Source organism: Pseudomonas sp. SMV7, from assembly GCF_052041995.1.
Lineage (GTDB): Bacteria > Pseudomonadota > Gammaproteobacteria > Pseudomonadales > Pseudomonadaceae > Aquipseudomonas.
In genome coordinates, this window is record NZ_JBKGGT010000016.1 from 65,023 (window position 1) to 86,778 (window position 21,756).

21 protein-coding genes are annotated in these 21,756 nt (G+C 62.7%); 11 read left to right on the top strand and 10 right to left on the bottom strand.

Translation table 11 applies throughout. From position 1 onward, the window contains the following. Positions 1 to 67 precede the first annotated feature (67 nt). Positions 68 to 937, top strand: coding sequence for an AraC family transcriptional regulator (locus ACLEJP_RS18920; protein ID WP_440808796.1), 870 nt, complete (start codon positions 68 to 70; stop codon positions 935 to 937). A gap of 240 nt (positions 938 to 1,177) precedes the next feature. Here ACLEJP_RS18920 and ACLEJP_RS18925 read toward each other — a convergent pair whose 3' ends face one another. Both ACLEJP_RS18925 and ACLEJP_RS18930 read right to left on the bottom strand, forming a co-directional pair. Then, positions 1,178 to 1,960, bottom strand: a complete 783-nt coding sequence (locus ACLEJP_RS18925) for a hypothetical protein (protein WP_440808798.1) — start codon at positions 1,958 to 1,960, stop codon at positions 1,178 to 1,180. A 74-nt stretch (positions 1,961 to 2,034) separates the two neighbouring features. Beyond that, positions 2,035 to 2,805, bottom strand: a complete 771-nt coding sequence (locus tag ACLEJP_RS18930) for a hypothetical protein (protein WP_440808801.1) — start codon at positions 2,803 to 2,805, stop codon at positions 2,035 to 2,037. A gap of 828 nt (positions 2,806 to 3,633) precedes the next feature. Between ACLEJP_RS18930 and dusA the strand changes: the two genes are divergently transcribed. The 3 genes from dusA to ACLEJP_RS18945 all read left to right on the top strand — a co-directional run bounded on the left by dusA (position 3,634) and on the right by ACLEJP_RS18945 (position 8,010). Next, a complete protein-coding gene (gene dusA / locus ACLEJP_RS18935; protein ID WP_440808803.1) occupies positions 3,634 to 4,644 on the top strand; it encodes a tRNA dihydrouridine(20/20a) synthase DusA in 1,011 nt (336 codons plus the stop codon). A gap of 382 nt (positions 4,645 to 5,026) precedes the next feature. Next, complete coding sequence (gene tal, locus ACLEJP_RS18940; protein ID WP_440808806.1) at positions 5,027 to 5,953, top strand: transaldolase; 927 nt, start codon at positions 5,027 to 5,029, stop codon at positions 5,951 to 5,953. A gap of 206 nt (positions 5,954 to 6,159) precedes the next feature. Continuing rightward, a complete protein-coding gene (locus ACLEJP_RS18945) occupies positions 6,160 to 8,010 on the top strand; it encodes an alkaline phosphatase D family protein (RefSeq protein WP_440808808.1) in 1,851 nt (616 codons plus the stop codon). Positions 8,011 to 8,148: 138 nt separating this feature from the next. On the opposite strand, the gene rssC is transcribed toward ACLEJP_RS18945, so the two are convergent. Next, a complete protein-coding gene (rssC, locus tag ACLEJP_RS18950) occupies positions 8,149 to 8,631 on the bottom strand; it encodes an anti-sigma factor antagonist RssC (RefSeq protein ID WP_051098867.1) in 483 nt (160 codons plus the stop codon). Continuing rightward, positions 8,628 to 9,812: a two-component system response regulator RssB gene (rssB, locus tag ACLEJP_RS18955; RefSeq protein WP_289130083.1), complete on the bottom strand. Its 1,185-nt coding sequence runs from the start codon at positions 9,810 to 9,812 to the stop codon at positions 8,628 to 8,630. Before rssB ends, rssC begins: the two co-directional genes overlap by 4 nt. Before the next feature lie 280 nt (positions 9,813 to 10,092). Between rssB and ACLEJP_RS18960 the strand changes: the two genes are divergently transcribed. Next, positions 10,093 to 10,392 carry a PilZ domain-containing protein gene (locus ACLEJP_RS18960; protein ID WP_440808812.1) on the top strand — a complete coding sequence of 100 codons (300 nt, stop codon included), beginning with the start codon at positions 10,093 to 10,095 and terminating at the stop codon, positions 10,390 to 10,392. A gap of 54 nt (positions 10,393 to 10,446) precedes the next feature. Here ACLEJP_RS18960 and ACLEJP_RS18965 read toward each other — a convergent pair whose 3' ends face one another. Then, entirely contained in the window at positions 10,447 to 11,154 is a 708-nt protein-coding gene (locus ACLEJP_RS18965) for an MlaA family lipoprotein (protein ID WP_440808813.1), read from the bottom strand. Between the two features lie 199 nt (positions 11,155 to 11,353). Here ACLEJP_RS18965 and ACLEJP_RS18970 point away from each other — a divergent pair, with 199 nt between their 5' ends. Further along, the gene (locus tag ACLEJP_RS18970; protein ID WP_440808815.1) at positions 11,354 to 11,917 is read left to right on the top strand and encodes a phosphonoacetaldehyde phosphonohydrolase-related protein; all 564 of its coding nucleotides are present in this window, start codon (positions 11,354 to 11,356) and stop codon (positions 11,915 to 11,917) included. Positions 11,918 to 12,039: 122 nt separating this feature from the next. After that, positions 12,040 to 12,303, top strand: a complete 264-nt coding sequence (locus ACLEJP_RS18975) for a DUF4404 family protein (RefSeq protein ID WP_225777051.1) — start codon at positions 12,040 to 12,042, stop codon at positions 12,301 to 12,303. A gap of 34 nt (positions 12,304 to 12,337) precedes the next feature. Here the strand turns inward: ACLEJP_RS18975 and queF are convergent, their stop codons facing one another. Next, positions 12,338 to 13,168 (bottom strand): NADPH-dependent 7-cyano-7-deazaguanine reductase QueF, encoded by an 831-nt coding sequence (gene queF / locus ACLEJP_RS18980; protein ID WP_440808817.1) that lies wholly within the window; start codon positions 13,166 to 13,168, stop codon positions 12,338 to 12,340. A gap of 226 nt (positions 13,169 to 13,394) precedes the next feature. Here queF and cinR point away from each other — a divergent pair, with 226 nt between their 5' ends. Both cinR and ACLEJP_RS18990 read left to right on the top strand, forming a co-directional pair. Then, positions 13,395 to 14,075 (top strand): two-component system response regulator CinR, encoded by a 681-nt coding sequence (gene cinR / locus ACLEJP_RS18985; RefSeq protein ID WP_225777049.1) that lies wholly within the window; start codon positions 13,395 to 13,397, stop codon positions 14,073 to 14,075. Next, positions 14,072 to 15,424 (top strand): heavy metal sensor histidine kinase, encoded by a 1,353-nt coding sequence (locus ACLEJP_RS18990; RefSeq protein ID WP_440808820.1) that lies wholly within the window; start codon positions 14,072 to 14,074, stop codon positions 15,422 to 15,424. The genes cinR and ACLEJP_RS18990 overlap by 4 nt, the downstream gene beginning before the upstream one ends. 39 nt (positions 15,425 to 15,463) lie before the next feature. On the opposite strand, the gene ACLEJP_RS18995 is transcribed toward ACLEJP_RS18990, so the two are convergent. Genes ACLEJP_RS18995 through ACLEJP_RS19005 form a run of 3 tightly spaced genes read right to left on the bottom strand, consistent with a single transcriptional unit; the run spans position 15,464 to position 18,707 of the window. Then, positions 15,464 to 16,705: a lipoprotein-releasing ABC transporter permease subunit gene (locus ACLEJP_RS18995; protein ID WP_440808823.1), complete on the bottom strand. Its 1,242-nt coding sequence runs from the start codon at positions 16,703 to 16,705 to the stop codon at positions 15,464 to 15,466. Positions 16,706 to 16,765: 60 nt separating this feature from the next. Further along, complete coding sequence (lolD, locus tag ACLEJP_RS19000) at positions 16,766 to 17,449, bottom strand: lipoprotein-releasing ABC transporter ATP-binding protein LolD (RefSeq protein WP_169774647.1); 684 nt, start codon at positions 17,447 to 17,449, stop codon at positions 16,766 to 16,768. A gap of 7 nt (positions 17,450 to 17,456) precedes the next feature. After that, on the bottom strand, positions 17,457 to 18,707 hold the full coding sequence (locus ACLEJP_RS19005) for a lipoprotein-releasing ABC transporter permease subunit (protein ID WP_440808826.1): 1,251 nt from the start codon (positions 18,705 to 18,707) through the stop codon (positions 17,457 to 17,459). A gap of 93 nt (positions 18,708 to 18,800) precedes the next feature. On the opposite strand from ACLEJP_RS19005, the gene ACLEJP_RS19010 reads away from it, so the two are divergent. After that, positions 18,801 to 19,385, top strand: coding sequence for a PilZ domain-containing protein (locus ACLEJP_RS19010; RefSeq protein WP_225777044.1), 585 nt, complete (start codon positions 18,801 to 18,803; stop codon positions 19,383 to 19,385). Positions 19,386 to 19,417: 32 nt separating this feature from the next. After that, a complete protein-coding gene (locus ACLEJP_RS19015) occupies positions 19,418 to 20,140 on the top strand; it encodes a glycerophosphodiester phosphodiesterase (protein ID WP_225777043.1) in 723 nt (240 codons plus the stop codon). A 42-nt stretch (positions 20,141 to 20,182) separates the two neighbouring features. Here ACLEJP_RS19015 and sthA read toward each other — a convergent pair whose 3' ends face one another. After that, a complete protein-coding gene (gene sthA, locus ACLEJP_RS19020) occupies positions 20,183 to 21,577 on the bottom strand; it encodes a Si-specific NAD(P)(+) transhydrogenase (RefSeq protein WP_170029103.1) in 1,395 nt (464 codons plus the stop codon). Positions 21,578 to 21,756: the final 179 nt, after the last annotated feature.

Sequence of the window (21,756 nt, forward strand, 5' to 3'; positions counted from 1 at the left end):
GGCTAGGCACAATGCTGGCGAAACGGAGGACGCTAGCGCCCACCACACCTCCCGGAGACATCCTGCGTTGACTGACCAACCGTACGGCCATGCTTATGCCAAACGGTTCGAGGCCGTGCTTGCCTATATCGACCGCCATCTTGATGGTGACCTGTCGGTAGCCGCCTTGAGCCGGATCGCCCACTTTTCGGCATTCCACTTCCATCGGCAGTTTTCGGCGTACATGGGCGTGCCGGTCTCGCGCTATGTGCAACTGATGCGGCTGCGGCGCGCGGCCCATCAGTTGGCCGCCTCGCCTGCCGCTTCGGTACTGGAGGCCGCGTCGGCGGCCGGGTTCGAAAGCCCCGAGGCCTTTGCCAGGGCGTTCCGGCGGGCCTTCGGCATGGCGCCGAGCGCGTGCGCCAAGGCACCGAACTGGCACACCTGGAGTGCGGTATTCAGTGTTCCCCAGTTATCCAAGAGTATTACCGTGCAAATACGTATCGTGGACTTTGCCGAAACCCGAGTGGCCGCGCTCGAACACCGCGGCGCGCCGGCCAGCCTCGGCGACAGCGTCGTGCGGTTTCGCCAGTGGCGTCTGCAGAGTGGCCAGTCACCGGTGGCCAGCAGCCGCACCTTCGGCATTCCATACGACAACCCGGACACCACTCCGGCGCAGGATTTTCGCTTCGCGATTTGCGGCGAGATGGACGGGGCCTTGTTGCCCAATGATTATGGCGTGCAAGAGCTGACCCTACCGGCGGGGCGCTGTGCGGTGGTTCGCCATCGTGGGTCGCCGGACTATATCGGTGAGACGATCTATCCGCTGTATCGGGACTGGTTGCCGTCGAGTAATGAAGAGCTGCGTGACCATCCGCTGTTTTTTCATTACTTAAGCGTGTATCCGAATACACCGGTGGAGCAGTGGGAGACGGATGTTTACGTTCCGCTGAAATAGGTTGGGGTGAGGGGGTTGGGGCCGACCATCACTCGTCCAGACGCATGGCTGAGCCAAGCGGCATTTGCCACCATCCAGTGAGATGATTTGAGAGGTCATGGGCTCTTCTGTACAAAGTGTATCTGCACTCGCCCATACTGCTTTGAAACGGGCTCGGAACGCTCATGTACTCCAGCACACGCCGCTTCCTCCCCCGTTTCGCCTTGCCTGGCCTTCGCGCAGGCACAATTCGTACAGCCTCTAGATTTCCAGCTCCTGAATGAACCGCTTGGCACCGGCATGACGAGGGCCCTCAAGGGAGCACACCTCGGTTGACACCTGGATGATGTTCTCGCGGATATTTTCAGGGCCCAACTTTTCAATAACGCTCTGTCGGATGCTGGCGTAGCTCGACTCCAGCAACTTTGCATCAAACGAACTCACACTGACATCTCCCCGCAGCTGACTGACTAAAAACTTCTGGTTAAACACATCATTTTCCAAATCAGCCGATGTTGTAAAATAGACACTGCAGACCGATATCCTGCCTCCATCTTTCACCACGCTGACCTGCAAATTGATGGCCGAGATGGGATGCGGTCGGACTGCTGAATCCGAGACATCAGACTTGTACGTGCCCTGGGTCTTCGCACGATACAAACGTGCAGCAGCACTCTCTTCCGGTTGCTCTTCAAAACGTTCGATACTGTTATCGAATTGCAGCACAACCTCATGATCCAGCGTTTTATAGAACGTTTTCTCCAGCACTTCCTTTATTGTTATACTGCGAACCAAAGGCGGAATATTAAAACTAACAGTCCCGGAACTTACAATTCTCCAGAATACTTTGCCCAATGCGTTCTTGTAAAAGTCCAGCCAAGCAGGCGGATCAACAAACCGCGCGCCCTGATTCTTATCCGCTGCCAGTTGGCAGAGTAAATTGGAATTGGCAAAATCTTCGAATACCACTGGATCAACGAGCTTGGGCATTGCAGACAACAGGTTACCCGAAACCACATAAACTTGATCGACTGATAACGCCATGATCGTTTCTCCGTGAACATATCCTGTGCAAAGCCAGTGGGGCCAGCCTCGAACACCAGCCCCACTGTGGTCAGTTAGATATCAAGACCATCGATAAAATCTTCAGCATTTTTGCCCAGCTTCTGGATCACCGACTCACGCACGCGTGAGTACACCGATTCATTTAGCACCGTCTGCTGCGCAGCGCGATACATCCAGGCCGTGGTCTTGCTCCAGCTCCAGAACAGGAAGCTACCCCTCTGCACAGTGGTGCTGGCGTTGACCGCGGTCAGCACCATGACCACGTTGCCATCCGGATCCTGCATGACCGGAAGGATCTGGAACGTGCCGATGTCATCGCGGGTGGTGGTACTGTCGAACAGCTTCAGCGCACCCTGATTCTTCGGATTGCTCTCCAGAGCCGCGAAGGTTTTCTCTGTGACCTTGTACACAGCACTGTCAGCCCCTACAACCGCAGCGATCACCTCCAGCACCACTTCATCCATGGTGACATTGGTATTACGCGGGTTATAGTTCTGGTACAACGAACTGACGCGCCCCCAGCCCAGGTTGGCCAAGCCATCGGTGTAGAACTTGAACCACTGCTCCCGCTGCGTGTCGGGGTTGTATTTCTTGTCGGCCGCCAGTTGCATCAGCAGCGTACTGTTTTGAACATCCTCTCGCGCTTGCGGCTCCAATCCGGTAACGAACGATGTGATACTACCGCGCACCACTGCCGCTCCTTCTTCTTCACTCTTGGCACGCACCATCGCCTTACGTGTACGAGCAATATTCCCCGTGGACTCAGGAATATCCAGCGACTGAACCCAGGCGATCAATTGATCATGATCGGTAATAGAACCCATGACGACACTCCTTGTAATTTCAAAGGTTATGTTGAGCTTTCCTTGGTGCACACAAAGCCTGGAATCGGGAGTAATCACTCTTACCTGAGTGATGAACAGCCCAATAACCAGAGTTTGATTTCAATCCATTGGACGCACTACGCCTTATACCTGGACAGGATGGCGATGATCCACGCATGATCTGACAGATATAAGGAAAATCTGCCGATATAAAGAAAGGACTTCATATGTCCACTCCATGGAATGATATGCATACGATGCGGATTCCTTCCGCCGCGATACTGCATAAACAGTAAAGTCGCGAAAAAATTCAGCGTCAAGGGAAATGCTGAAAAAGAGTTCCATAGTCAGCCGAAAAAATCGATCCCTTTGGGCTAAGGAGAACCGCCGCCTGTGTACACGCTACTGCACGCTCGTCAGCTAGCCCGATTGATGCCTCACCTCGACCACCGAAGAGAAAGCACCATGAACAAATATTCGCGGCTGGGCTTGCTCGGCCTCGACCAGATACCGGCCATCATCTGTTTGACCCTGTGTTGTACCCAGGCTCACGCGCTCGATAGCACCAGGTTCAGCAAACTCTGTTTCCCGTCGCTTCACCCCGGCTAAGGCAGACTGTTTACGGGCGAACGTTTGGCTCTCTTGGTAGACTGCCACCTTGTCGCGGCTAATGCGGATCTGGACGAGGAAGCTGGTTGCCGTCGGCCTTTATTACGCATTCTTGCCATTTCAGATTGGTACACGTCGTCTTTCGATTGGTAGATTCTGCCAAGCACTTGGTAAAAACGCTTTCCCCTCCGAAAACTGGTACAAAACACGTTGAACGAAATGACCGCAAAATCAGGCTCTAAGCCAGTAACCACGCGCCCTGAGCCGTCACGCCGCTTCAGCGTTGCGCCCATGATGGACTGGACCGACCGCCATTGCCGGTTCTTCCTGCGCCTGCTCTCCAGGCAAACCCTGCTCTACACCGAAATGGTCACCACCGGCGCGCTGCTGCACAACGACGCCCACCGATTCCTCCGCCATGATGCCTCCGAGCACCCGCTGGCCTTGCAACTGGGCGGCAGCGTGCCAGCCGACCTGGCCGCCTGCGCCCGCCTGGCCGAAGAGGCCGGCTACGACGAGGTCAACCTTAACGTCGGTTGCCCCAGCGACCGGGTGCAGAACAACATGATCGGCGCTTGCCTGATGGCCCACCCGGCCCTGGTGGCCGACTGCGTGAAGGCCATGCGCGATGCCGTATCGACCCCGGTCACGGTCAAGCACCGCATCGGTATCAATGGCCGTGACAGCTACGCCGAGCTGTGCGACTTCGTCGGCCAGGTGCGCGAGGCCGGCTGCCGGAGTTTTACCGTGCACGCGCGCATCGCGATTCTGGAAGGGTTGTCGCCCAAGGAAAACCGCGAGATCCCACCGCTGCGATATGACGTGGCGGCGCAGTTGAAAGCGGACTTCCCGGACCTGGAGATCGTGCTCAATGGCGGCATCAAGACCCTGGCCGAATGCCAGGCGCACCTGCAGACCTTCGACGGCGTGATGCTCGGGCGCGAGGCCTACCATAACCCCTACTTGCTGGCCGAGGTGGACCAGCAGCTGTTCGGCAGCGAGGGGCCGATTGTCAGCCGTAGCGAGGCGCTGGCGCAGTTGCGGCCTTATATCGTCGCGCACATGCAGGCGGGCGGGGCCATGCATCACGTGACCCGGCATATCCTGGGGCTGGCCCAAGGGTTCAAAGGCGCCCGGCGGTTCCGTCAGTTGCTGTCGGCAGACATCCACAAGGCAGCGGAGCCGTTGGCGGTGTTCGACCAGGCGGTGGAGCTGCTGCAGGGGCGCTGAGCAATCTACCCGTGAAGCAGGCGGCGTGTGGCTGGCACCGGCTGTGCCGGTGATCGCGGCTGAAGCCGCTCCTACAAATACGGCGATAACTGTAGGAGCGGATTTATCCGCGATGCAGGCGCCGCGATGGTTGCCATCGGCCTAGCCCATATTCGCGGGCATGCCCAGTGCCACACAGAGTGTGCAACCTGTGGATCCGAGCAAGACAGTTACGCCAGGCAGTAGATCTGCTGTCAGGCAACCCGCTGCGGAACCTCAGCGCAGCTTGCGACTCGAATCTTCACCTTTCGCACAGCCCTTCCGGGCAAGCCCGTGCCCAGGCCCTTGAGCGGCCGTCGGGGCTCGGGTAATGTCGAGTCATTGCACAGGACAGAGCACGCCCATGACCTCCAAGCTGGAACAACTCAAGCAGTTCACCACCGTGGTCGCCGACACCGGGGACCTGGATGCCATCACCCGGCTGAAACCGGTCGATGCCACCACCAACCCGTCGCTGTTGCTCAAGGCCGCCGCCATCCCCGGCTATGCCGACCTGCTCAAGCAGGTGAAGGCCGATGCCAAGGGCGACGTCGACCTGGCCTGCGACCGCTTCGCGGTGGCCGTGGGTTCGGGCATTCTCAAGGTCATTCCGGGGCGTATCTCCACCGAGGTGGATGCCCGCCTGTCGTTCGATGAGCCGGCGCTGCTGGCCAAAGCCCGCAAGCTGATCGAACTGTACGAGGCCGCCGGCGTGGGCCGCGAGCGTGTGCTGATCAAGCTGGCCTCCACCTGGGAAGGCATCCGCGCTGCCGAGAAGCTGGAGAAGGAAGGCATCCAGACCAACCTCACCCTGCTGTTCTCCTTCGCCCAGGCCCAGGCTTGCGCCGATGCCGGGGTGTTCCTGATCTCTCCCTTCGTGGGGCGTATCTACGACTGGTACAAGAAAAGCACCGGTCAGGAATACGTGGGTGCCGAAGACCCGGGCGTGCAGTCGGTCACGCGTATCTACAACTACTACAAGGCCAATGGCTACAACACCGTGGTCATGGGCGCCAGTTTCCGCAATATCGGCCAGATCGAGCAGCTGGCCGGCTGCGATCGCCTGACCATCAGCCCAGAGCTGCTGCAGCAGCTCAGCGACGACCAGGGTAACCTGCCGCAGGTGCTGAAACCGGGCAATGCCGGCGAGCCCAAGCAGCACCTGAACGAAAGCCAGTTCCGCTGGGCCATGAACGAAGATTCCATGGGTACCGAGAAACTGGCCGAGGGTATTCGCCAGTTCGCGCGGGACCAGGAGAAGCTGGAGAAGTTGATGGCTGAAAAGGCCTGATACATTTCGGGTTTGCCTGACGGGCGGGAAGTGTTCAGCATTTTTCGCCCGTTTTGTTTTACCGAGTCATAGTTGTGTAATTGTTTCTCGGACCTCTTCGCGGGCACGCCCGCTCCCACAGGGATCTCCACAGTGCTTGAAAGCGCCGCCATACCTGTGGGAGCGGGCGTGCCCGCGAAAGGGCCCGCATAGCCCCCGAGCTGTCGATGACCTCCCCTACCCCATTGCCCCTCGTACTCGCCGGCCCGGTACTGCGCCGCCTGGAACCCCAGCGCCTGGCCATCTGGCTGGTTGCCACGCAACCACTGCAACCCGAATTCATCTTTCCGGCAAGCGAGGCCCGGGTCGATTGCCAGGTGGTCGCGGTGGGCCAGCACGCCTTCATCCACCTGCTGGATATCCACTTCGTCCAGCCACTGCCCTGCGATCAACTGCTCGAATATGACCTGCTGATCAACGGCCAGGGCATTGCTGACTGGGCACCGCACCTGCTCTACCCCGGCGCCTGCCGCCCAAACCTGGTACTGCGCGACCGCCTCGACCATCTGTTGCACGGCTCCTGCCGCAAGCCGCATCACCCGGCCGCCGACGGCCTGCTGTGTGCCGACCGCCTGCTGCAGGCCTGCACAACACCGACGGATCGCCCCGCCATGCTGCTGATGACCGGCGACCAGGTGTACGCTGACGACGTCGCTGGCCCGATGTTGCGCGCCATCCATGCCCTGATCGCACGCCTGGGCCTGTTCGACGAGCCCTTGGACGGCGCCGTGGTCGCCGACAGCCAGGCGCTGTACCGGCACCCGGCCTGCTATTACCACCGCGCCGACCTGCTGCCGGCCCAGGAGCGCAACGAGACCCTGCGCGAACGTTTTTTCGGCGGCAAGCGCAAGCCGATCTTTTCCTCCAGCAACGCCGACAACCACCTGGTGACCTTCGCCGAGGTCATGGCCATGTACCTGCTGGTGTGGTCACCCGTGCCCTGGCAACTGGTGCACCTGGACATGCCCGACGCCCTCACCGCGCCACGCCAGGCCCGCTACCGGCAGGAGCTGCCGCTGATCCAGGCGTTTGCCGCCAACCTCGGCCAGGTAGCCCGGGTGATGGCCCACCTGCCCTGCCTGATGATCTTCGACGACCACGACATCACCGACGACTGGAACCTGTCGGCGCAATGGGAGGAAACCGCCTATGGCCACCCCTTCTCGCGGCGGATCATCGGCAACGCCCTGCTCGGCTACCTGCTGTGCCAGGCCTGGGGTAACGACCCGGACGCTTGCCAAGCACTGGTCGGCCAATGCCAGGCGCTTGGCAGCCAGCCCCAGGATCAGCTGATCGACGAGCTGCTGCGCTTCCAGGGCTGGCAGTTCAGCCTGCCCAGCAACCCGCCCTTGCTGGTGCTGGACACCCGCACCCGCCGCTGGCGCAGCGAGAGCAGCCTGGCCAAACCGTCCGGCCTGCTGGACTGGGAAGCGCTTAGCGAGCTGCAACAAGCACTGCTGGACCACCCGTCGGCAATCATCGTGTCGCCTGCGCCGATCTTCGGCGTCAAGCTGATCGAGACGGTGCAGAAGGTATTCAGCTGGCTGGGCTACCCGCTGCTGGTGGATGCCGAGAACTGGATGGCCCATCGCGGTGCCGCGCGGGTCATTCTCAACATCTTCCGCCATTCGCGCACGCCGGGGCATTACGTGGTGTTGTCCGGGGACGTGCATTACTCGTTCGTTTATGAAGTGCTGATCCGCCACCGCCAGCGCAGCCCGCATTTGTGGCAGGTCACCAGCAGCGGGATCAAGAACGAGTTCCCCCGGCGCCTGCTGGACGTGCTCGACCGGCTCAACCGCTGGCTGTATGCGCCGCGCTCGCCGCTCAACTGGTTTACCAAGCGCCGCGAGATGGAGGTGGTGCCGCGTACACCCAGCCGTAGCAAGGCCGGCGAGCGGTTGTGGAATGGCGCGGGCCTGGGGCAGGTGTTCTTCGATGAACAGGGGCGGCCGACGCGGGTTTATCAGCTGGATGCGGATGGGGGTGAAGCGACTGAGTTTGTTGGCAGAACATAGCCAGGCATAGTAACCGTATTGCCTGTGCCCGCCCTTTCGCGGGCACGCCCGCTCCCACAGGGAATCTCTGTGAGCCAGCGGGCAACGTTGCAGCTGTTTGAGCGGTTTACCGGCGAAGTGGCTGGCGCAGGCTGTCGATCAGGTACGCTCCAGCGCACTGACCAGGTCGTGGAAGGCTTCGCGGTTGGAATCGTTCAGGCCCATGAGGATCTTGTGCGCCTCCAGCACCTTGGAACGCACGACGTCTTCGTTCTGGTCCTGCGACGGCAGGTCGGTCAGGCACTCCGGGCACGGAATCGGACGATCGACGATGTTGAACACCTGATCGAAGCCCATCGACTGCAACAGCCGGGAAATGTCCGGGTTGGTGGTGACCACGGTCGGCAGCAGGCCCACTTTCTGCCGCGACAGGATCGACAGCTTGGCCAGCAGGCCCAGGGTGGTGCTGTCGATGCTCTCGGTTTCAGTCAGGTCGATGACAATCGCCGAGAAGTTCAACGCCGTGAAAATCTTCTCGATCGTCGCATCCAGCGCCGAACACAAGGTCAGACGCACTTCACCGACGAATTTCAGTACAAAGGTACCGCTCTGCTCGGCGAACTGGATTCTACCGGTACTCATTGAAGGTTCCTGCTCAACACCAATAGGGCGATATCATCCGGCATCTCCCCAAGCGTAGCCAATCCAAAACGTTGACGTAGCCCATCCAGGCTGCCACCTGCTGCCCTGACGATTTCCGGCAGGGCGGTTTCTTTATCTTTGAGCGTGTCGCCCGGCAAAAGGTCCAGAATGCCGTCGGACATCAGGCTGAGGCTGAAGCGCGGCGGCAGTTCCACGACCAGGTCCTGGTACACAGCCTCGTCGAACAACCCCACCGGCAGGCCGCGGCCTTCCAGGTAGCGGGTATGCTCAGGGGTATGCAGCACCGGCAACGGCAGATGGCCGCCTACTGCGTAGGTCAGCAGGCCGGTGTCCTCGTCGATCACCCCGCCGACCATGGTCACGTGCTTGCCCAGCTTGCAGTTGATCAGCCCACGGTTGATGTGGCTGAGCACCTGCGAGGGCTTGAACTCGCGCATCTTGCCGCTGCGCTTGAATTCGAACAACAGCCGCGTGGTCATGAACTTCAGCAGCACGGTGACGAACGCCGACGACGCGCCATGCCCGGAAACATCGGCCAGGTAGAAGGCGATGCGCCGCTCGTCCACCCGGAAGTAATCGGCAAAATCACCCGACAGGTACAGCGACGGGATGATCTGGTGCTCGAAAGCGAACTCGCCGGCCACCCAGGGGCTTTCCGGCAGCATGTTCATCTGCACCTGGCGACCGGCGGTCTGGTCCTCCTGCAGCAAGTGCAGGCTGGCTTCCAGTTCGCGGTTGGCGGCTTCGAGCTTGTCGCGGTAGCGCTGGTTTTCCAGCACCAGGCGCGAACGGTCGAGGGCCCGGCGCACCGAGTGCTCGAGCACTGCCAGGTCTTCCAGTGGCTTGATCAGGTAGTCGGCCGCGCCCAGGCGCAACGCCTCTACCGCATCGCTCATGACACCGGCGCCGGACACCACGATCACCGGCAACTGCGGCGCGCGCTCGCTGACCTGGCGAATCAGCTCGAGGCCGCCCATCTGCGGCATGCGCAGATCGCAGATCACGAGGTCGGGCTGGTGTTCTTCGAAGACCTGAAGCCCCTGCTGGCCATTGCCGGCCTGGAGGACGCTGAAACCACTGTCTTCAAGATAGGCGGCGAGGCTCGCACGGACCACGTCGTCGTCATCGATGATCAGCAGCGTTGCACTGGTTTTCTGCATGTGGGCGAACGGCGCCGATTGGGTTGGTGCAGCGGGGTCGGCAAGGCAGACGGCCAGCTACGGGAATTCTCTATGGTCACGCTCTACTTGAGTTGTAGGACAAGAACACCTGCCAGGCAACTGTCCGGCAACTGTGAGAGCTACCTTGTAAGGCGCAGACGGTACTCCCATCCGGCAGGCGTTTCAAGCATGCAAGGGTCGACCTCGCCGCACTTTACAGCGCAAATCACCGGGAGTTATAAGAAAGTCGTCCAGCGCAACCCGACAGGAAGCATGCAGCATGCCCCACACGCCCTCCAGCCATGCCGAAAAACGCGACTTCATCCGCATGCGCATCGACACCGAGGTCAGCCTGCTGCATGAAGGCCAGGTGATTGCGGCGGTGTGCCTGGACCTGTCCAGCAGCGGCATGCAAGTGCAGGCCGCGCAACGCTTTCAGGTGGGGGACCGTATCGAGGTGCGGATCGATTCCGAGCATCCGGCTCTGAAGGGCCTGCACGCCAGTACCGAAGTCGTGTGGATTGCCGACCAGCCGGATGGCCAGCAGAAGTTCGGGCTGCGGATCCTGGCCATGCACTGATCGACCTGCCTGGCGCTCCTGCACGGGATCGCGCAGGAGCAGGCAGGTGGCAGATCAGAAGTCGTCTTCGACTGCGCCATCCTTGACCTTGAACTCGCGGTTCTGCAGGTAGGCATTGCGAATGAAGATGTACTTGTCACCCTGGATCAGCTTCTCGGCCGACAGCAGGTCGGCGCGGGTGTCGATCACGTCCAGGGCGAAGATCGAGTTGCGCGTCGGCACATGGTCGATGTAGCGGTAGGGTTCGGTGTAGGTGTCCGGGTACTTGGCCACGCCGTCACGCACGGTGCTCGGGCCCAGCAACGGGATGACCACGTACGGGCCACTCGGCACGCCCCAGTAGCCGAGGGTCTGGCCGAAGTCCTCATCGTTGCGCTGCAGGCCCATCCGGGTGCCGACATCGAAGAAGCCGCCCAGGCCGAAGGTGGTGTTGACGATCAGCCGCGCAGTGTCCACGCCTGCAGCGTGAGGCTTGAGCTGCAGCAGGTCGTTGGCCAGGTTGGTCACGTCACCGAGGTTGCGGAAGACGTTGTGGATGCCGTCTTCGAGGAACTGCGGGGTGACCGCCTGGTAGCCCTTGGCCAACGGCTTGAGGGCATAGGTGTCAAGGGCATCGTTGAAGCGGAAGATCGGGCGGTTGACCGCTTCCCAGGGATCTTCCTCGGTGGCCGCCTGGGTAGCTGCCACGGGCGCCAACAGCATGCTGGCACAGACACAGGCCTGGGTGACTCGTTCGATCACACTGGCACCGATCCTACGCATAGGTGTTTCTCCATCGGATTTCTCGGCCGCAAGCGCAACGGGGGCGCTGCTGTACGGCGGCAGTATAGAGGCTTGCGGGCTGATAAGCAGCTTTACACAGCGTTGCTCAATAATTTGTGAACAAAGGTTGCGCGGTGCGCGCTGTCACAGGGCGGTAACAATCGCCCAATAGCCTGCGGAGTATTTGAGGGACGTTGCCATGGATGCTGCACCCGCCTTCACCGCTGTGCTGTTCGGCTTGCGCGGCTGCCTGGTGCACACCGCCAATGGCGCGCCGTCGCCCGCCCCAGGCGCGCTTGCCACCCTCGCCAGCCTGCGCCAGCGCCAGGTGCCTTGCATCTGGCTGGATGAGCTCGACACCAGCCAAGGCCAGCGCCTGGCCCAGGTACTGCCCGACTGGTTGCCGGGGCATACCGTGAATGGCACGCGCTGGCCGGCGCCGAACGCCTGCTGGCAGGCGCTGATGACGCTGCACAGCGCACGCCTGGATGGCTGCGTGCTGGTCAGCGGCGAGCCGCGGCTGCTGCAGTCTGGCCTCAATGCGGGACTGTGGACGGTGGGGTTGGCCGCGTGCAGTCCGTTCTGCGACCTCAATTCACGGCAATGGCAGGCCATGACCGCGCAGCAACAGGACCTGGCCCGGGGCAAGGCGACGCTGGAACTGTTCAGCCTGGGTGTACATTCGGTGATCGACCACCTCGAAGCGCTGGACACCTGCCTGGAGGATATCGCCCAGCGGCGGCACAAGGGCGAAAAACCCTGATACAGCAGCGTTGATACGGATCATGCAAAGCGGCTGCAGGTGGATTACGCTGAACACAAGCCAGAACCTTTGCCGCTTCGCTGAGGTCCATGGCTTGCCAAGCCATTGATGGAGAACTGCCAATGCCTGCCCGCGAATTGCAAGAGCGCCTGAACAGCTTGCGCGAGCAACTGGACCGCAACGTGCCGCTTTCGGACGAAGAGCTGGCCGCGCTACATGAAGAAGCACGCCAGATCGAGGCGCAACTGAAACTTGAAGAAACCACGCCAGACAACAACCTGGTGGACGGCGTGAACCTGGCGATCGAGCGCTTCGAGGCCGACCACCCCGACCTCACCGCCACCCTGCGCAGCATTGCCAACTCGCTGCACAGCATGGGCATCTGAAAACCAACGGGGCCGCAACAGCGGCCCCGATACCTTACTGGCGAACCAGACGCTGGTTCTGCGGGCTGATCGCGCGGGTGCTGCGATACGGGTTGATATCCAGCCCACCGCGGCGCACATAGCGCGCATACACCGTCAGATACTCCGGCTGCAGCAGGTTCTTCAGATCCAGGTAGATCCGCTCCACGCACTGCTCATGGAAGTCGGCATGCTGGCGGAAGCTGATCAGGTAGGTCAGCAGGCTGGCAGGGTCCAGCGCCTTGCCCTTGTACTCGACCACCACGCTGCCCCAGTCCGGCTGGCCGGTGACCGGGCAGTTGGATTTCAGCAGGTGGCTGTGCAGGGTTTCCGCCACCACCTGGTCAGCGCTGCAACGCAGCAGTTCGGGCTGCGGCTGCTGGTAGTTACTGATGGCAACGTCCAGTGCATCGATACACTGACCCGGCAGGGCCACCACACCCTGCGCCTCGACTTCGGCCAGGCTGCGCACCTTCACGCCAACCGGCTTGCCGGCAGCGGCGGACAGGTCTTTCTCCAGGCAGGCCTGAAGCTCGCCAGACGACGCGAACACGGTCTGGTTCAGCGAATTCAGGTACAGCTTGAACGACTTGGACTCGATGATGTTCGGCGAATCGGCCGGGATGGCGAACTCGCCGATGGCCACTACCGGCTTGCCGGAGGGCAGCAGCCAGCTCAGCTCGAAGCAGTTCCAGTAATCCACGCCCTGCCAGGGCAAGGTCTGGGCAGTAACCCCCAGTTCGGCCCACTTCGCGGTGCGCGGGATCGGGAACAGCAACTGCGGGGAATAGGTGGCGATGTATTCGCTGGACTTGCCCAGCGGGGAATGTTCGGCAGCGGGATGCATGGAAACTGACCTGAAGGTTCGAAATTGCGCCTAGTCTACCGGTTTTGCGCCCCGCCTTGCAGCGCAAGTCACCGGGCGGTTAGCGGGGAATTACAACTTTGTCAGTTTGCGCGTGCGGCTGCCGGGTCACGTATCATCTCGGCCAAAGCCCTGCGCTGTCACTGTGGGAGCGGGCCTGCCGGCTCCCACAGTTTGCGGCGCCGCTACCCGGAGCTAATGCCACCCCATGAAACTGCTGATCGTCGAAGACCAGGCCCGCACCGGCCAGTACCTGAGCCAGGGCCTGAACGAAGCCGGCTTCGCCACCGAACTGGCCACCGATGGCGAGACCGGCCAGTTCCTGGCCCTGACCGGCGACCACGACCTGCTGATCCTCGACGTGATGCTGCCCGGACGGGATGGCTGGCAGATACTCCAGGCCGTGCGCCAGGCCGGCCTGGATACACCGGTGCTGTTCCTCACCGCCCGCGACGCCGTCGAAGACCGGGTACACGGGCTGGAGCTGGGCGCCGATGACTACCTGGTCAAGCCGTTCGCCTTCTCCGAGCTGCTGGCCCGGGTGCGCAGCCTGTTGCGCCGGGGCAGCAGCCCCAGCCAGGACACCACCCTGAGCCTGGCTGACCTGCGCCTGGACCTGATCCGTCGCCGCGCCGAGCGCGCCGGCCAGCGCATCGACCTGACCGCCAAGGAGTTCGCCTTGCTCGAACTGCTGCTGCGCCGCCAGGGCGAGGTGCTGCCCAAATCGCTGATCGCCTCGCAGGTGTGGGACATGAATTTCGACAGCGACACCAATGTGATCGAGGTAGCCATCCGCCGCCTGCGCCTGAAGATCGACGACCCGCACCCGAACAAGCTGATTCACACCGTGCGCGGCATGGGCTACGTCCTCGAAGAGCGCGAGGCATGATGCGCCGGGTGTCCCTCGGCAGCCGCCTGGCCCTGCTGTTCGCCGCCTGCACGGCCGCCGTCTCGCTCGGCGCTGGCCTGATCTTCAGCCGGGCCAGCGCGCAGCACTTCGTCGAACTGGACCAGCAACTGCTGGACTCGCGCCTGTCGCTGTTCCGCACCCAGCTGGCCGGTATCACCACCCCGGCCGAGCTGCAGACGCGCCTGCCCGCCCTGCGCGATGAACTGGGCCACCAGGCCGACCTGGCCCTGCGCATCAGTGGCAGCGACGGTGCCACCTGGTTCGAAAGCCGCACGGGCTTGCCCCAGGCACCGCTGCCCGACGGGCTGGCGACCCTGCATGAACAAGGCACGGACTACCGCAGCCTGGCCGTACACCTGGTACCAGGCGCTGCGCAATCGCCACAGCTGACCCTGTACCTCGACATCACCCACCACCAGCACTTCCTGCAGGGCATGCAGCGCCTGATCTGGCTGACGGTCGGCCTGTCGGCGCTGGCTACGGCACTGCTCGGTGCCTGGGCCGCGCGCCGCGGGCTGCGCCCGTTGCGGCAGATGGGCCAGGTGGCCGCCGGCGTGTCGGCGCGGTCGCTGACCACCCGCCTGCCGGTGGCGCAGATGCCCGAAGAACTGGCCGAGCTGGCCACGGCCATGAACGCCATGCTGCAGCGCCTGGACGATGCCTTCCAGCGCCTGTCAGCGTTCTCTGCCGACATTGCCCACGAGCTGCGCACGCCGCTGTCCAACCTGCTGACCCATACCCAGGTCACCCTCACCCGCCCACGCAGCCTCGAGGAGTACCGTGAGGCCCTGCATGGCAACCTGGAAGAACTGCAGCGGATGGCGCAGATGATCAACGACATGCTGTTCCTGGCCAAGGCTGACCATGGCCTGCTGATGCCGGGGCGAACGCCGCTGGTGCTGCATGAGGAAGTGGATGCGCTGCTGGAGTACTACGCCCCGCTGGCCGAGGACAGCAACGTGCAGATGTCGCGCGCGGGTGAGGCCCGGCTGCAGGGCGACCGGCACATGCTGCGGCGGGCGCTGTCCAACCTGCTCGACAATGCCTTGCGCTTTACCCCGGCGGGTGGGCAGATACGGGTGACGCTGGCGCCTGGGCCGACGCTGTGCGTGGCCAATACCGGAGGGGCCATCGACCCGGCTGTATTACCGCGCCTGTTCGACCGTTTCTACCGGGTGGACCCGGCGCGGCGCGAAGGCAATAGCGAGCATGCGGGATTGGGGCTGGCGATTACCCGGTCGATCGTGCAGGCCCATGGCGGGCGCATTCGGGCTGAATGTGAGGATGGATGGACACGGTTCGTAATCGAGTTCACTGAAGATCGGTGAACCGGGGGCTGCTTTGCGCCCCCAAGTCTCAAGCAGATATCAGACCGCCAGGCCAATCGCCGGCTGCACCTGCGATGCCCGGTAGGCCGGGTAGATGGTCGCCAGGAAGCTCATCACCAACCCGGCCGTGCAGATGATCGCCACATCGCCCCACTGCAACTGCGACGGCAGGCTGCTGATGAAGTACACATCCGAAGTAAAGATGTGTTGCCCGCTCACCCGCTCCAGCCAGCCGACAATCTGGCTGACATTGAACGCCGCGATCACCCCCAGCACACCGCCAATCAGCGTGCCGACAATGCCGATCAGGCTGCCTTGGACCATGAACGTGCCCATGATCTGCGCCGGCGTGGCACCCAGGGTGCGGAGGATGGCGATGTCCGGGCCCTTGTCGTTCACTACCATCACCAGGGTGGCGATGATGTTGAATGCCGCCACCGCGATAATCATCATCAACAGCAGGCCGATCATGGTCTTTTCCATCTTCATGGCGCTGAACAGGCTGCCCTGGGTATGCGACCAGTCATCGGCACGGTAGGCGTCGCCCAGCCTGGCGGCGATGGCCTTGGACACCTGCGGCGCGGCATACAGGTCGTGCAGCTTCAGGCGCACGCCCTGCACCTGGCCCGGCGCCCAGCGCTGCATGGCGCCAGCATCGGCCACATGGATGTAGGCCTGCGAGCCGTCCAGCTCGGCCCCCACCTTGAAGATGCCGACCACGGTCAGGCGCTGCATGCGCGGGGTGATACCGCCGGGTTCCTTGCTGATTTCCGGCACGATCAGGGTCAGCTTGTCCCCCGTGTTGAGGCGGAAGCGGCGCGCGGTCAGCTCGCCGATGACCACACCGAACTCGCCCGGCTGCAGGTCCTGCAGGCGGCCCTGGACGATGTGCTGGCCGACGATCGAGACCTTGCCCTCCTCGGCCGGGTCGATACCGCCAACCTGGATCGGCTGCATGGCGCCCTTGTACGACAGCATGCCTTCCATTTCGCTAATCGGCGCTGCCGCCATCACCGCCGGGTCCTGCAAGGCCGCGTCGGCCACCTTGTGCCAGTCGTCCAGCGGCTGCACGCCAAGGATGGCGGCATGCGGCACCAGGCCGAGAATGCGCGAGCTCATTTCACGCTGGAAACCGTTCATCACCGACAGCACCACGATCATCGCCAGCACGCCCAGCGACAGGCCGATCATCGAGGTCATCGAGATGAACGAGATGAAGTGGTTGCGACGCTTGGCTCGGGTGTAGCGCGCGCCGATGAAGATGGGCAAGGGTCTGAACATGTACGGAAACACCCAATGAAAACAGGAAAACGGGGCGGCGCGGCCACCCCGTGCAGTCGATCAGATCGCCACCAGGTGACCGTCGTCGAGCTTCAGCACGCGGTCCATCTGGCGTGCCAGGTTGAGGTCGTGGGTCACCACCAGGAACGCGGTGCGCGAGGCACTGGACAGTTCCTGCATCAGTTCCTGGATGCCCTGCGCGGTGTGGTGGTCGAGGTTGCCGGTCGGCTCGTCGAGCATCACCAGGCCCGGGCGGTTGACCAGCGCCCGGGCAATCGCCACCCGCTGGCGCTCGCCGCCGGACAGCTCGGCCGGCTTGTGGTTGAAGCGGTGGGCCAGGCCGACCCGCTTGAGCAGCGCCTCGGCCCGCTCGCGGGCCTCGGGAATGGGGGTACGGCCGATCAGCAACGGCATGCACACGTTTTCGATGGCGGTGAATTCCGGCAGCAGGTGGTGGAACTGGTAGACAAAGCCCAGTTCCCGGTTACGCAGCAGGCCACGCGCCCGCTCGCCCAGCGCCGACAGCTCCTCGCCGGCCAGCCAGACGCTGCCCTGGGTCGGCCGGTCGAGGCCGCCCAGCAGGTTGAGCAAGGTACTCTTGCCGGAGCCTGAGCTGCCGACGATGGCCACGCGCTCACCGGCGTGCAGCTCGAGGTTGAGCCCGGACAGTACCTGCACCGACTCCGGGCCCTCGTCGTAGGACTTGCCCAGGTTGCGGCAACTCAGAACGGCTTTATCACTCATGCGCGACTCACTCATAACGTAGCGCCTCTGCAGGCTGGGTGCGCGCCGCACGCCAGGCCGGGTACAGGGTGGCGAAGAAACTCAGGACCAGCGCCGCGGCACAGACCATGTACACGTCCTGGGCCTGGATCTGCGATGGCAGGTAATCGATGAAGTACACGTCGGCATTGAGGAACTTGTGCCCGATCAATTTCTCGATGCCGGCGATCACCGCACTGACATTCAGCGCGGCGACGATCCCGACCACGGCGCCGATCAGGGTACCGATCACCCCGATCACCGTGCCCTGGACCATGAAGATGAGCATGATCTGCCCGGGCGTGGCGCCCAGCGTGCGCAGGATGGCAATGTCGCCGCGCTTGTCGTTGACCACCATCACCAGGGTGGAAATGATGTTGAACGCCGCAACCGCCACGATCAGCAGCAACAGCAGGCCGATCATGGCCTTTTCCATGCGGATCGCCTGGTACAGGTTGCCATGGGTGCGGGTCCAGTCACGGCTGTAGAACTCCTGCTCACCCAGGCGCTGGGCGATGTCCCAGGCCACCCGCGGGGCCTGGAACAGGTCGTCGAACTTCAGGCGCAGGCCCTGCACCTGGTCGGGTTTCCAGCGGTGCAGGCGGGACAGGTCGCTGATGTTGGTCAGGCCCAGGTAGCCGTCGATCTCGCCCGCCCCGACGTGGAAGGTCCCGACCACGGTGAAGCGCTTCATGCGCGGGAACATGCCGGCCGGGGTCACGCTGACCTCGGGGGCGACGAAGGTGAGCTTGTCGCCAGTCGACACGCCCAGCTTGGCCGCGGCCTTGTCGCCGATCATGATGCCCCACTCGCCCGGCGCCAGCTGGTCGAGGCGGCCCTGCAGGACGAATTTGTCGATGATCGACACCTCGCGCTCGCGGGCCGGGTCGATGCCGTTGAGCAGCACCTTCTGCACCTTGCCGTCATGGGTCAGCAGGCCCTGCATCTGGGTGAACGGCGCAACCGCCAGCACCTGCGGATTCTGCTTTACTTGTTGGGCAAGGGCCGACCAGTCGGCTATGGGCTGGCCGCTCTCCAGCGTGGCATGCGGGATCATGCCCAGCACGCGGGTGCGCATCTCGTGGTCGAAACCGTTCATCACCGAGAGCACCACGATCATCACCACCACGCCCAGGGCGAGGCCGATCATCGAGGTCAGGGAAATGAACGATACGAAGTGATTGCGACGTTTGGCACGGGTATAACGCGTGCCGATGAATGCGAAAAGAGGTCTGAACATGTCGGGGCTTGTTCGGATGAAAGGGAACGTCCTTGTGGCGAGGCGCCTACGGCGGCTTTACACTCGGACCACCGCCGCCACCTTGGGTTCGCCATGACGACATTAGACGAAGAAGATCGCCGCGAATACTACCGCATCGAAGATCAGATCGCACTTCAAATCAGCCCCCTCAGCGCGGCCGAAGCCCTTGACGCAGATGTGTTGCAAGATGATTCGCCGCTGTTCAACCTGCTCAGCGAGCTGCACCTGTCCGACTTCGAGTCGCAGCACCTGCTCCGCCAGCTGAGCGAAAAGGACCGCACCCTCGCCGCCTTCCTGCGCGCGCAGAACAAACGCCTCGACCTGCTCAGCGCGGTGGTTGCCCAGACCCTGCTCGGCGAAGTGGGCCAACTCCAGCCGGTGGTCATTTCCGAGGGCGGCATCGAGTTCACCCAGGCCACGCGCCTGGCTCCCGGTACCCGGGTAAAGGTGAAGATGGTGCTGATGCCACGCGCCCATGGCTTGCTGCTGCGCGGCAAGGTCACCCATTGCGACCCGCGCCCGCAGGGCGGCTTCGAGGTCGGCAGCGAATTCACCGACATGACCGATGCCCAGCGTCAACTGCTGGCCCGCTACATCCTGCAGCGCCAGCAACAGCAACGGCGCCAGCAGCTGGAACAGAACGACCCCGCCTCCTGAGCCCAACTTTTCCCTGATTTGAAGGAACGAACGTGACCCTGATCTACGGCCATCGCGGCGCCAAGGGCGAAGCGCCCGAGAATACCCTGAAGAGCTTCCAGCAATGCCTGGCTCACGGCGTGACCCGCTGCGAGCTGGACCTGCACCTGTCGGCCGACAACGAGCTGATGGTGATCCACGACCCCACCCTCAAGCGCACCACCGGCAAGCGCGGCAAGGTGGTCGAGCACTCGGCCGCCGACCTGGTCAGGATCGACGCGCGCAAAGGCGGCCCCGGCCATGTCCAGCCCTGCCCGATCCCGCGGCTGGAAGAACTGTTCCAGAAATGCCCGTTCGAGCATTGGCAGCTGGAAGTGAAAAGCGCCTCACGCACCCGCGCCGCCACCACCGTGCTGGCGATCCGTGAACTGGCCCAGCAGTACGGCCTGCTGGACAAGGTGACCATCACCTCCAGCTCGCGCGAAGTGCTGGGCGCCGCACAGGAACTGGTGCCGGATGTGAAACGCGGGCTGGTGGCCGAATACGCCTGGCTCGACCCGCTGAAGGTGGCGCAGAACTACGGCTGCGACCTGCTGGCATTGAACTGGACACTGTGCACGCCGGAGCGCCTGCTGAAAGCGCAGAGCCAGGGGTTGCACGTGTCGGTATGGACGGTCAACGAACCGGCACTGATGCGCCGGCTCGCTGACTTTGGCGTGGACAGCCTGATTACAGACTTTCCCGGTTTGGCCAAGACCACCCTCGGGCAGGGTTGAAATCGGTCTCTCCGACCGGCTCAGGCCACCGGTCGGAGCCGCTCAAAAAAGCCGGTTCAGGCCGTCGTAGGCAGCTACCCGATAGGCTTCGGCCATGGTCGGGTAGTTGAACGTGGTGTTGACGAAGTACTTCAGGTTGTTCAGCTCGCCCGGCTGGTTCATCACGGCCTGGCCGATGTGGACGATTTCCGAAGCCTGGTAGCCGAAGCAGTGCACGCCCAGCACTTCCAGGGTTTCGCGATGGAACAGGATCTTCAGCATGCCTTGCGGCTCGCCGGCAATCTGCGCACGGGCCATGCTCTTGAAGAAGGCCTTGCCCACTTCGTATGGCACCTTGGCCTGGGTCAGCTCTTGCTCGTTCTTGCCGATCGAGCTGATCTCGGGAATGGTGTAGATGCCGGTCGGCACGTCGTTGACGAAGCGCCAGCTGCCATTGTCGACGATGCTGCCCGCTGCCGAGCGACCCTGGTCGTGGGCGGCACTGGCCAGGCTTGGCCAGCCGATCACATCACCGGCACCGTAGATGTTCGGCACGCTGGTGCGGTAGCTCTCGTCGACCTCGATCTGGCCGCGGCTGTTGACCTTGATGCCGATGTTTTCCAGGCCCAGCTTGTCGGTGTTGCCGGTACGGCCGTTGCACCACAGCAAGGCGTCGGCCTTGATCTTCTTGCCCGACTTCAGGTGCAGGATCACCCCGTTGTCCAGGCCTTCGACACGCTCGTAGTCTTCGTTGTGGCGCACGGTGATGTTGTTGTTGCTGAAGTGGTAGCTCAGCGCCTGGGAAATTTCCGAATCGAGGAAGCTCAGCAGCTGACCACGGTTGTCCACCAGCTCAACCAGCACGCCGAGGCCGCTGAAGATCGAGGCGTACTCGCAACCGATCACGCCAGCGCCGTACACGATCAGCTTGCGCGGGGTGTGGCTGAGGCTGAGGATGGTGTCGCTGTCGTAGACGCGCGGGTGGTTGAAGTCGATGTCGGCCGGGCGATAGGGGCGCGAGCCGGTGGCGATGATGATGTGCTTGGCGTTGAGTTTTTCCACCACACCGTTCGGGCAGACCACTTCGATGGTCTGCTCGTCGGCGAAGCTGCCGGTGCCGACGAACACATCCACGCGGTTACGGGCGTAATAGCCGGTGCGCGAAGCCACCTGCTTGGCAATGACCTTCTCGGCGCTCTTCAGCACGTCGGGGAACGAGAACCAGCGCGGCTCGCCGATGGCACGGAACATCGGGTTGGTGTTGAACTGCATGATCTGCCGCACCGAGTGACGCAGTGCCTTGGACGGGATGGTGCCCAGGTGGGTGCAGTTGCCCCCGACCTGGCGACGGCTGTCGACCATCGCCACCTTGCGCCCTGCTTTGGCGGCGTTCATTGCCGCGCCTTCCCCGGCCGGGCCGGAACCCAGCACCACTACGTCGTAGTTGTAGACAGCCATGCGTACTCCTTCAGAACTGGCCCGCAAGCCACGGTCGCTCGCGGGGCGCGATCATGCCGCCGGGGCGTCATGAGAAAATTCGGGTGCAGTCTAATCAAGCGTGAACGCCGCGCACATTAACCCTTGGTCGCGTCGTAGGCCAGTTTTGCCCGCACTACATGTGGTTCACCCACTCCCTG

What these genes read in the sequence shown, in the direction of transcription:
- ACLEJP_RS18925 (WP_440808798.1), bottom strand. Translation starts at nt 1,960, where the DNA reads ATGGCGTTATCAGTCGATCAAGTTTATGTGGTTTCGGGTAACCTGTTG.
- ACLEJP_RS18930 (WP_440808801.1), bottom strand. Translation starts at nt 2,805, where the DNA reads ATGGGTTCTATTACCGATCATGATCAATTGATCGCCTGGGTTCAGTCG.
- dusA (WP_440808803.1), top strand. Translation starts at nt 3,634, where the DNA reads ATGACCGCAAAATCAGGCTCTAAGCCAGTAACCACGCGCCCTGAGCCG.
- tal (WP_440808806.1), top strand. Translation starts at nt 5,027, where the DNA reads ATGACCTCCAAGCTGGAACAACTCAAGCAGTTCACCACCGTGGTCGCC.
- ACLEJP_RS18945 (WP_440808808.1), top strand. Translation starts at nt 6,160, where the DNA reads ATGACCTCCCCTACCCCATTGCCCCTCGTACTCGCCGGCCCGGTACTG.
- rssC (WP_051098867.1), bottom strand. Translation starts at nt 8,631, where the DNA reads ATGAGTACCGGTAGAATCCAGTTCGCCGAGCAGAGCGGTACCTTTGTA.
- rssB (WP_289130083.1), bottom strand. Translation starts at nt 9,812, where the DNA reads ATGCAGAAAACCAGTGCAACGCTGCTGATCATCGATGACGACGACGTG.
- ACLEJP_RS18960 (WP_440808812.1), top strand. Translation starts at nt 10,093, where the DNA reads ATGCCCCACACGCCCTCCAGCCATGCCGAAAAACGCGACTTCATCCGC.
- ACLEJP_RS18965 (WP_440808813.1), bottom strand. Translation starts at nt 11,154, where the DNA reads ATGCGTAGGATCGGTGCCAGTGTGATCGAACGAGTCACCCAGGCCTGT.
- ACLEJP_RS18970 (WP_440808815.1), top strand. Translation starts at nt 11,354, where the DNA reads ATGGATGCTGCACCCGCCTTCACCGCTGTGCTGTTCGGCTTGCGCGGC.
- ACLEJP_RS18975 (WP_225777051.1), top strand. Translation starts at nt 12,040, where the DNA reads ATGCCTGCCCGCGAATTGCAAGAGCGCCTGAACAGCTTGCGCGAGCAA.
- queF (WP_440808817.1), bottom strand. Translation starts at nt 13,168, where the DNA reads ATGCATCCCGCTGCCGAACATTCCCCGCTGGGCAAGTCCAGCGAATAC.
- cinR (WP_225777049.1), top strand. Translation starts at nt 13,395, where the DNA reads ATGAAACTGCTGATCGTCGAAGACCAGGCCCGCACCGGCCAGTACCTG.
- ACLEJP_RS18990 (WP_440808820.1), top strand. Translation starts at nt 14,072, where the DNA reads ATGATGCGCCGGGTGTCCCTCGGCAGCCGCCTGGCCCTGCTGTTCGCC.
- ACLEJP_RS18995 (WP_440808823.1), bottom strand. Translation starts at nt 16,705, where the DNA reads ATGTTCAGACCCTTGCCCATCTTCATCGGCGCGCGCTACACCCGAGCC.
- lolD (WP_169774647.1), bottom strand. Translation starts at nt 17,449, where the DNA reads ATGAGTGATAAAGCCGTTCTGAGTTGCCGCAACCTGGGCAAGTCCTAC.
- ACLEJP_RS19005 (WP_440808826.1), bottom strand. Translation starts at nt 18,707, where the DNA reads ATGTTCAGACCTCTTTTCGCATTCATCGGCACGCGTTATACCCGTGCC.
- ACLEJP_RS19010 (WP_225777044.1), top strand. Translation starts at nt 18,801, where the DNA reads ATGACGACATTAGACGAAGAAGATCGCCGCGAATACTACCGCATCGAA.
- sthA (WP_170029103.1), bottom strand. Translation starts at nt 21,577, where the DNA reads ATGGCTGTCTACAACTACGACGTAGTGGTGCTGGGTTCCGGCCCGGCC.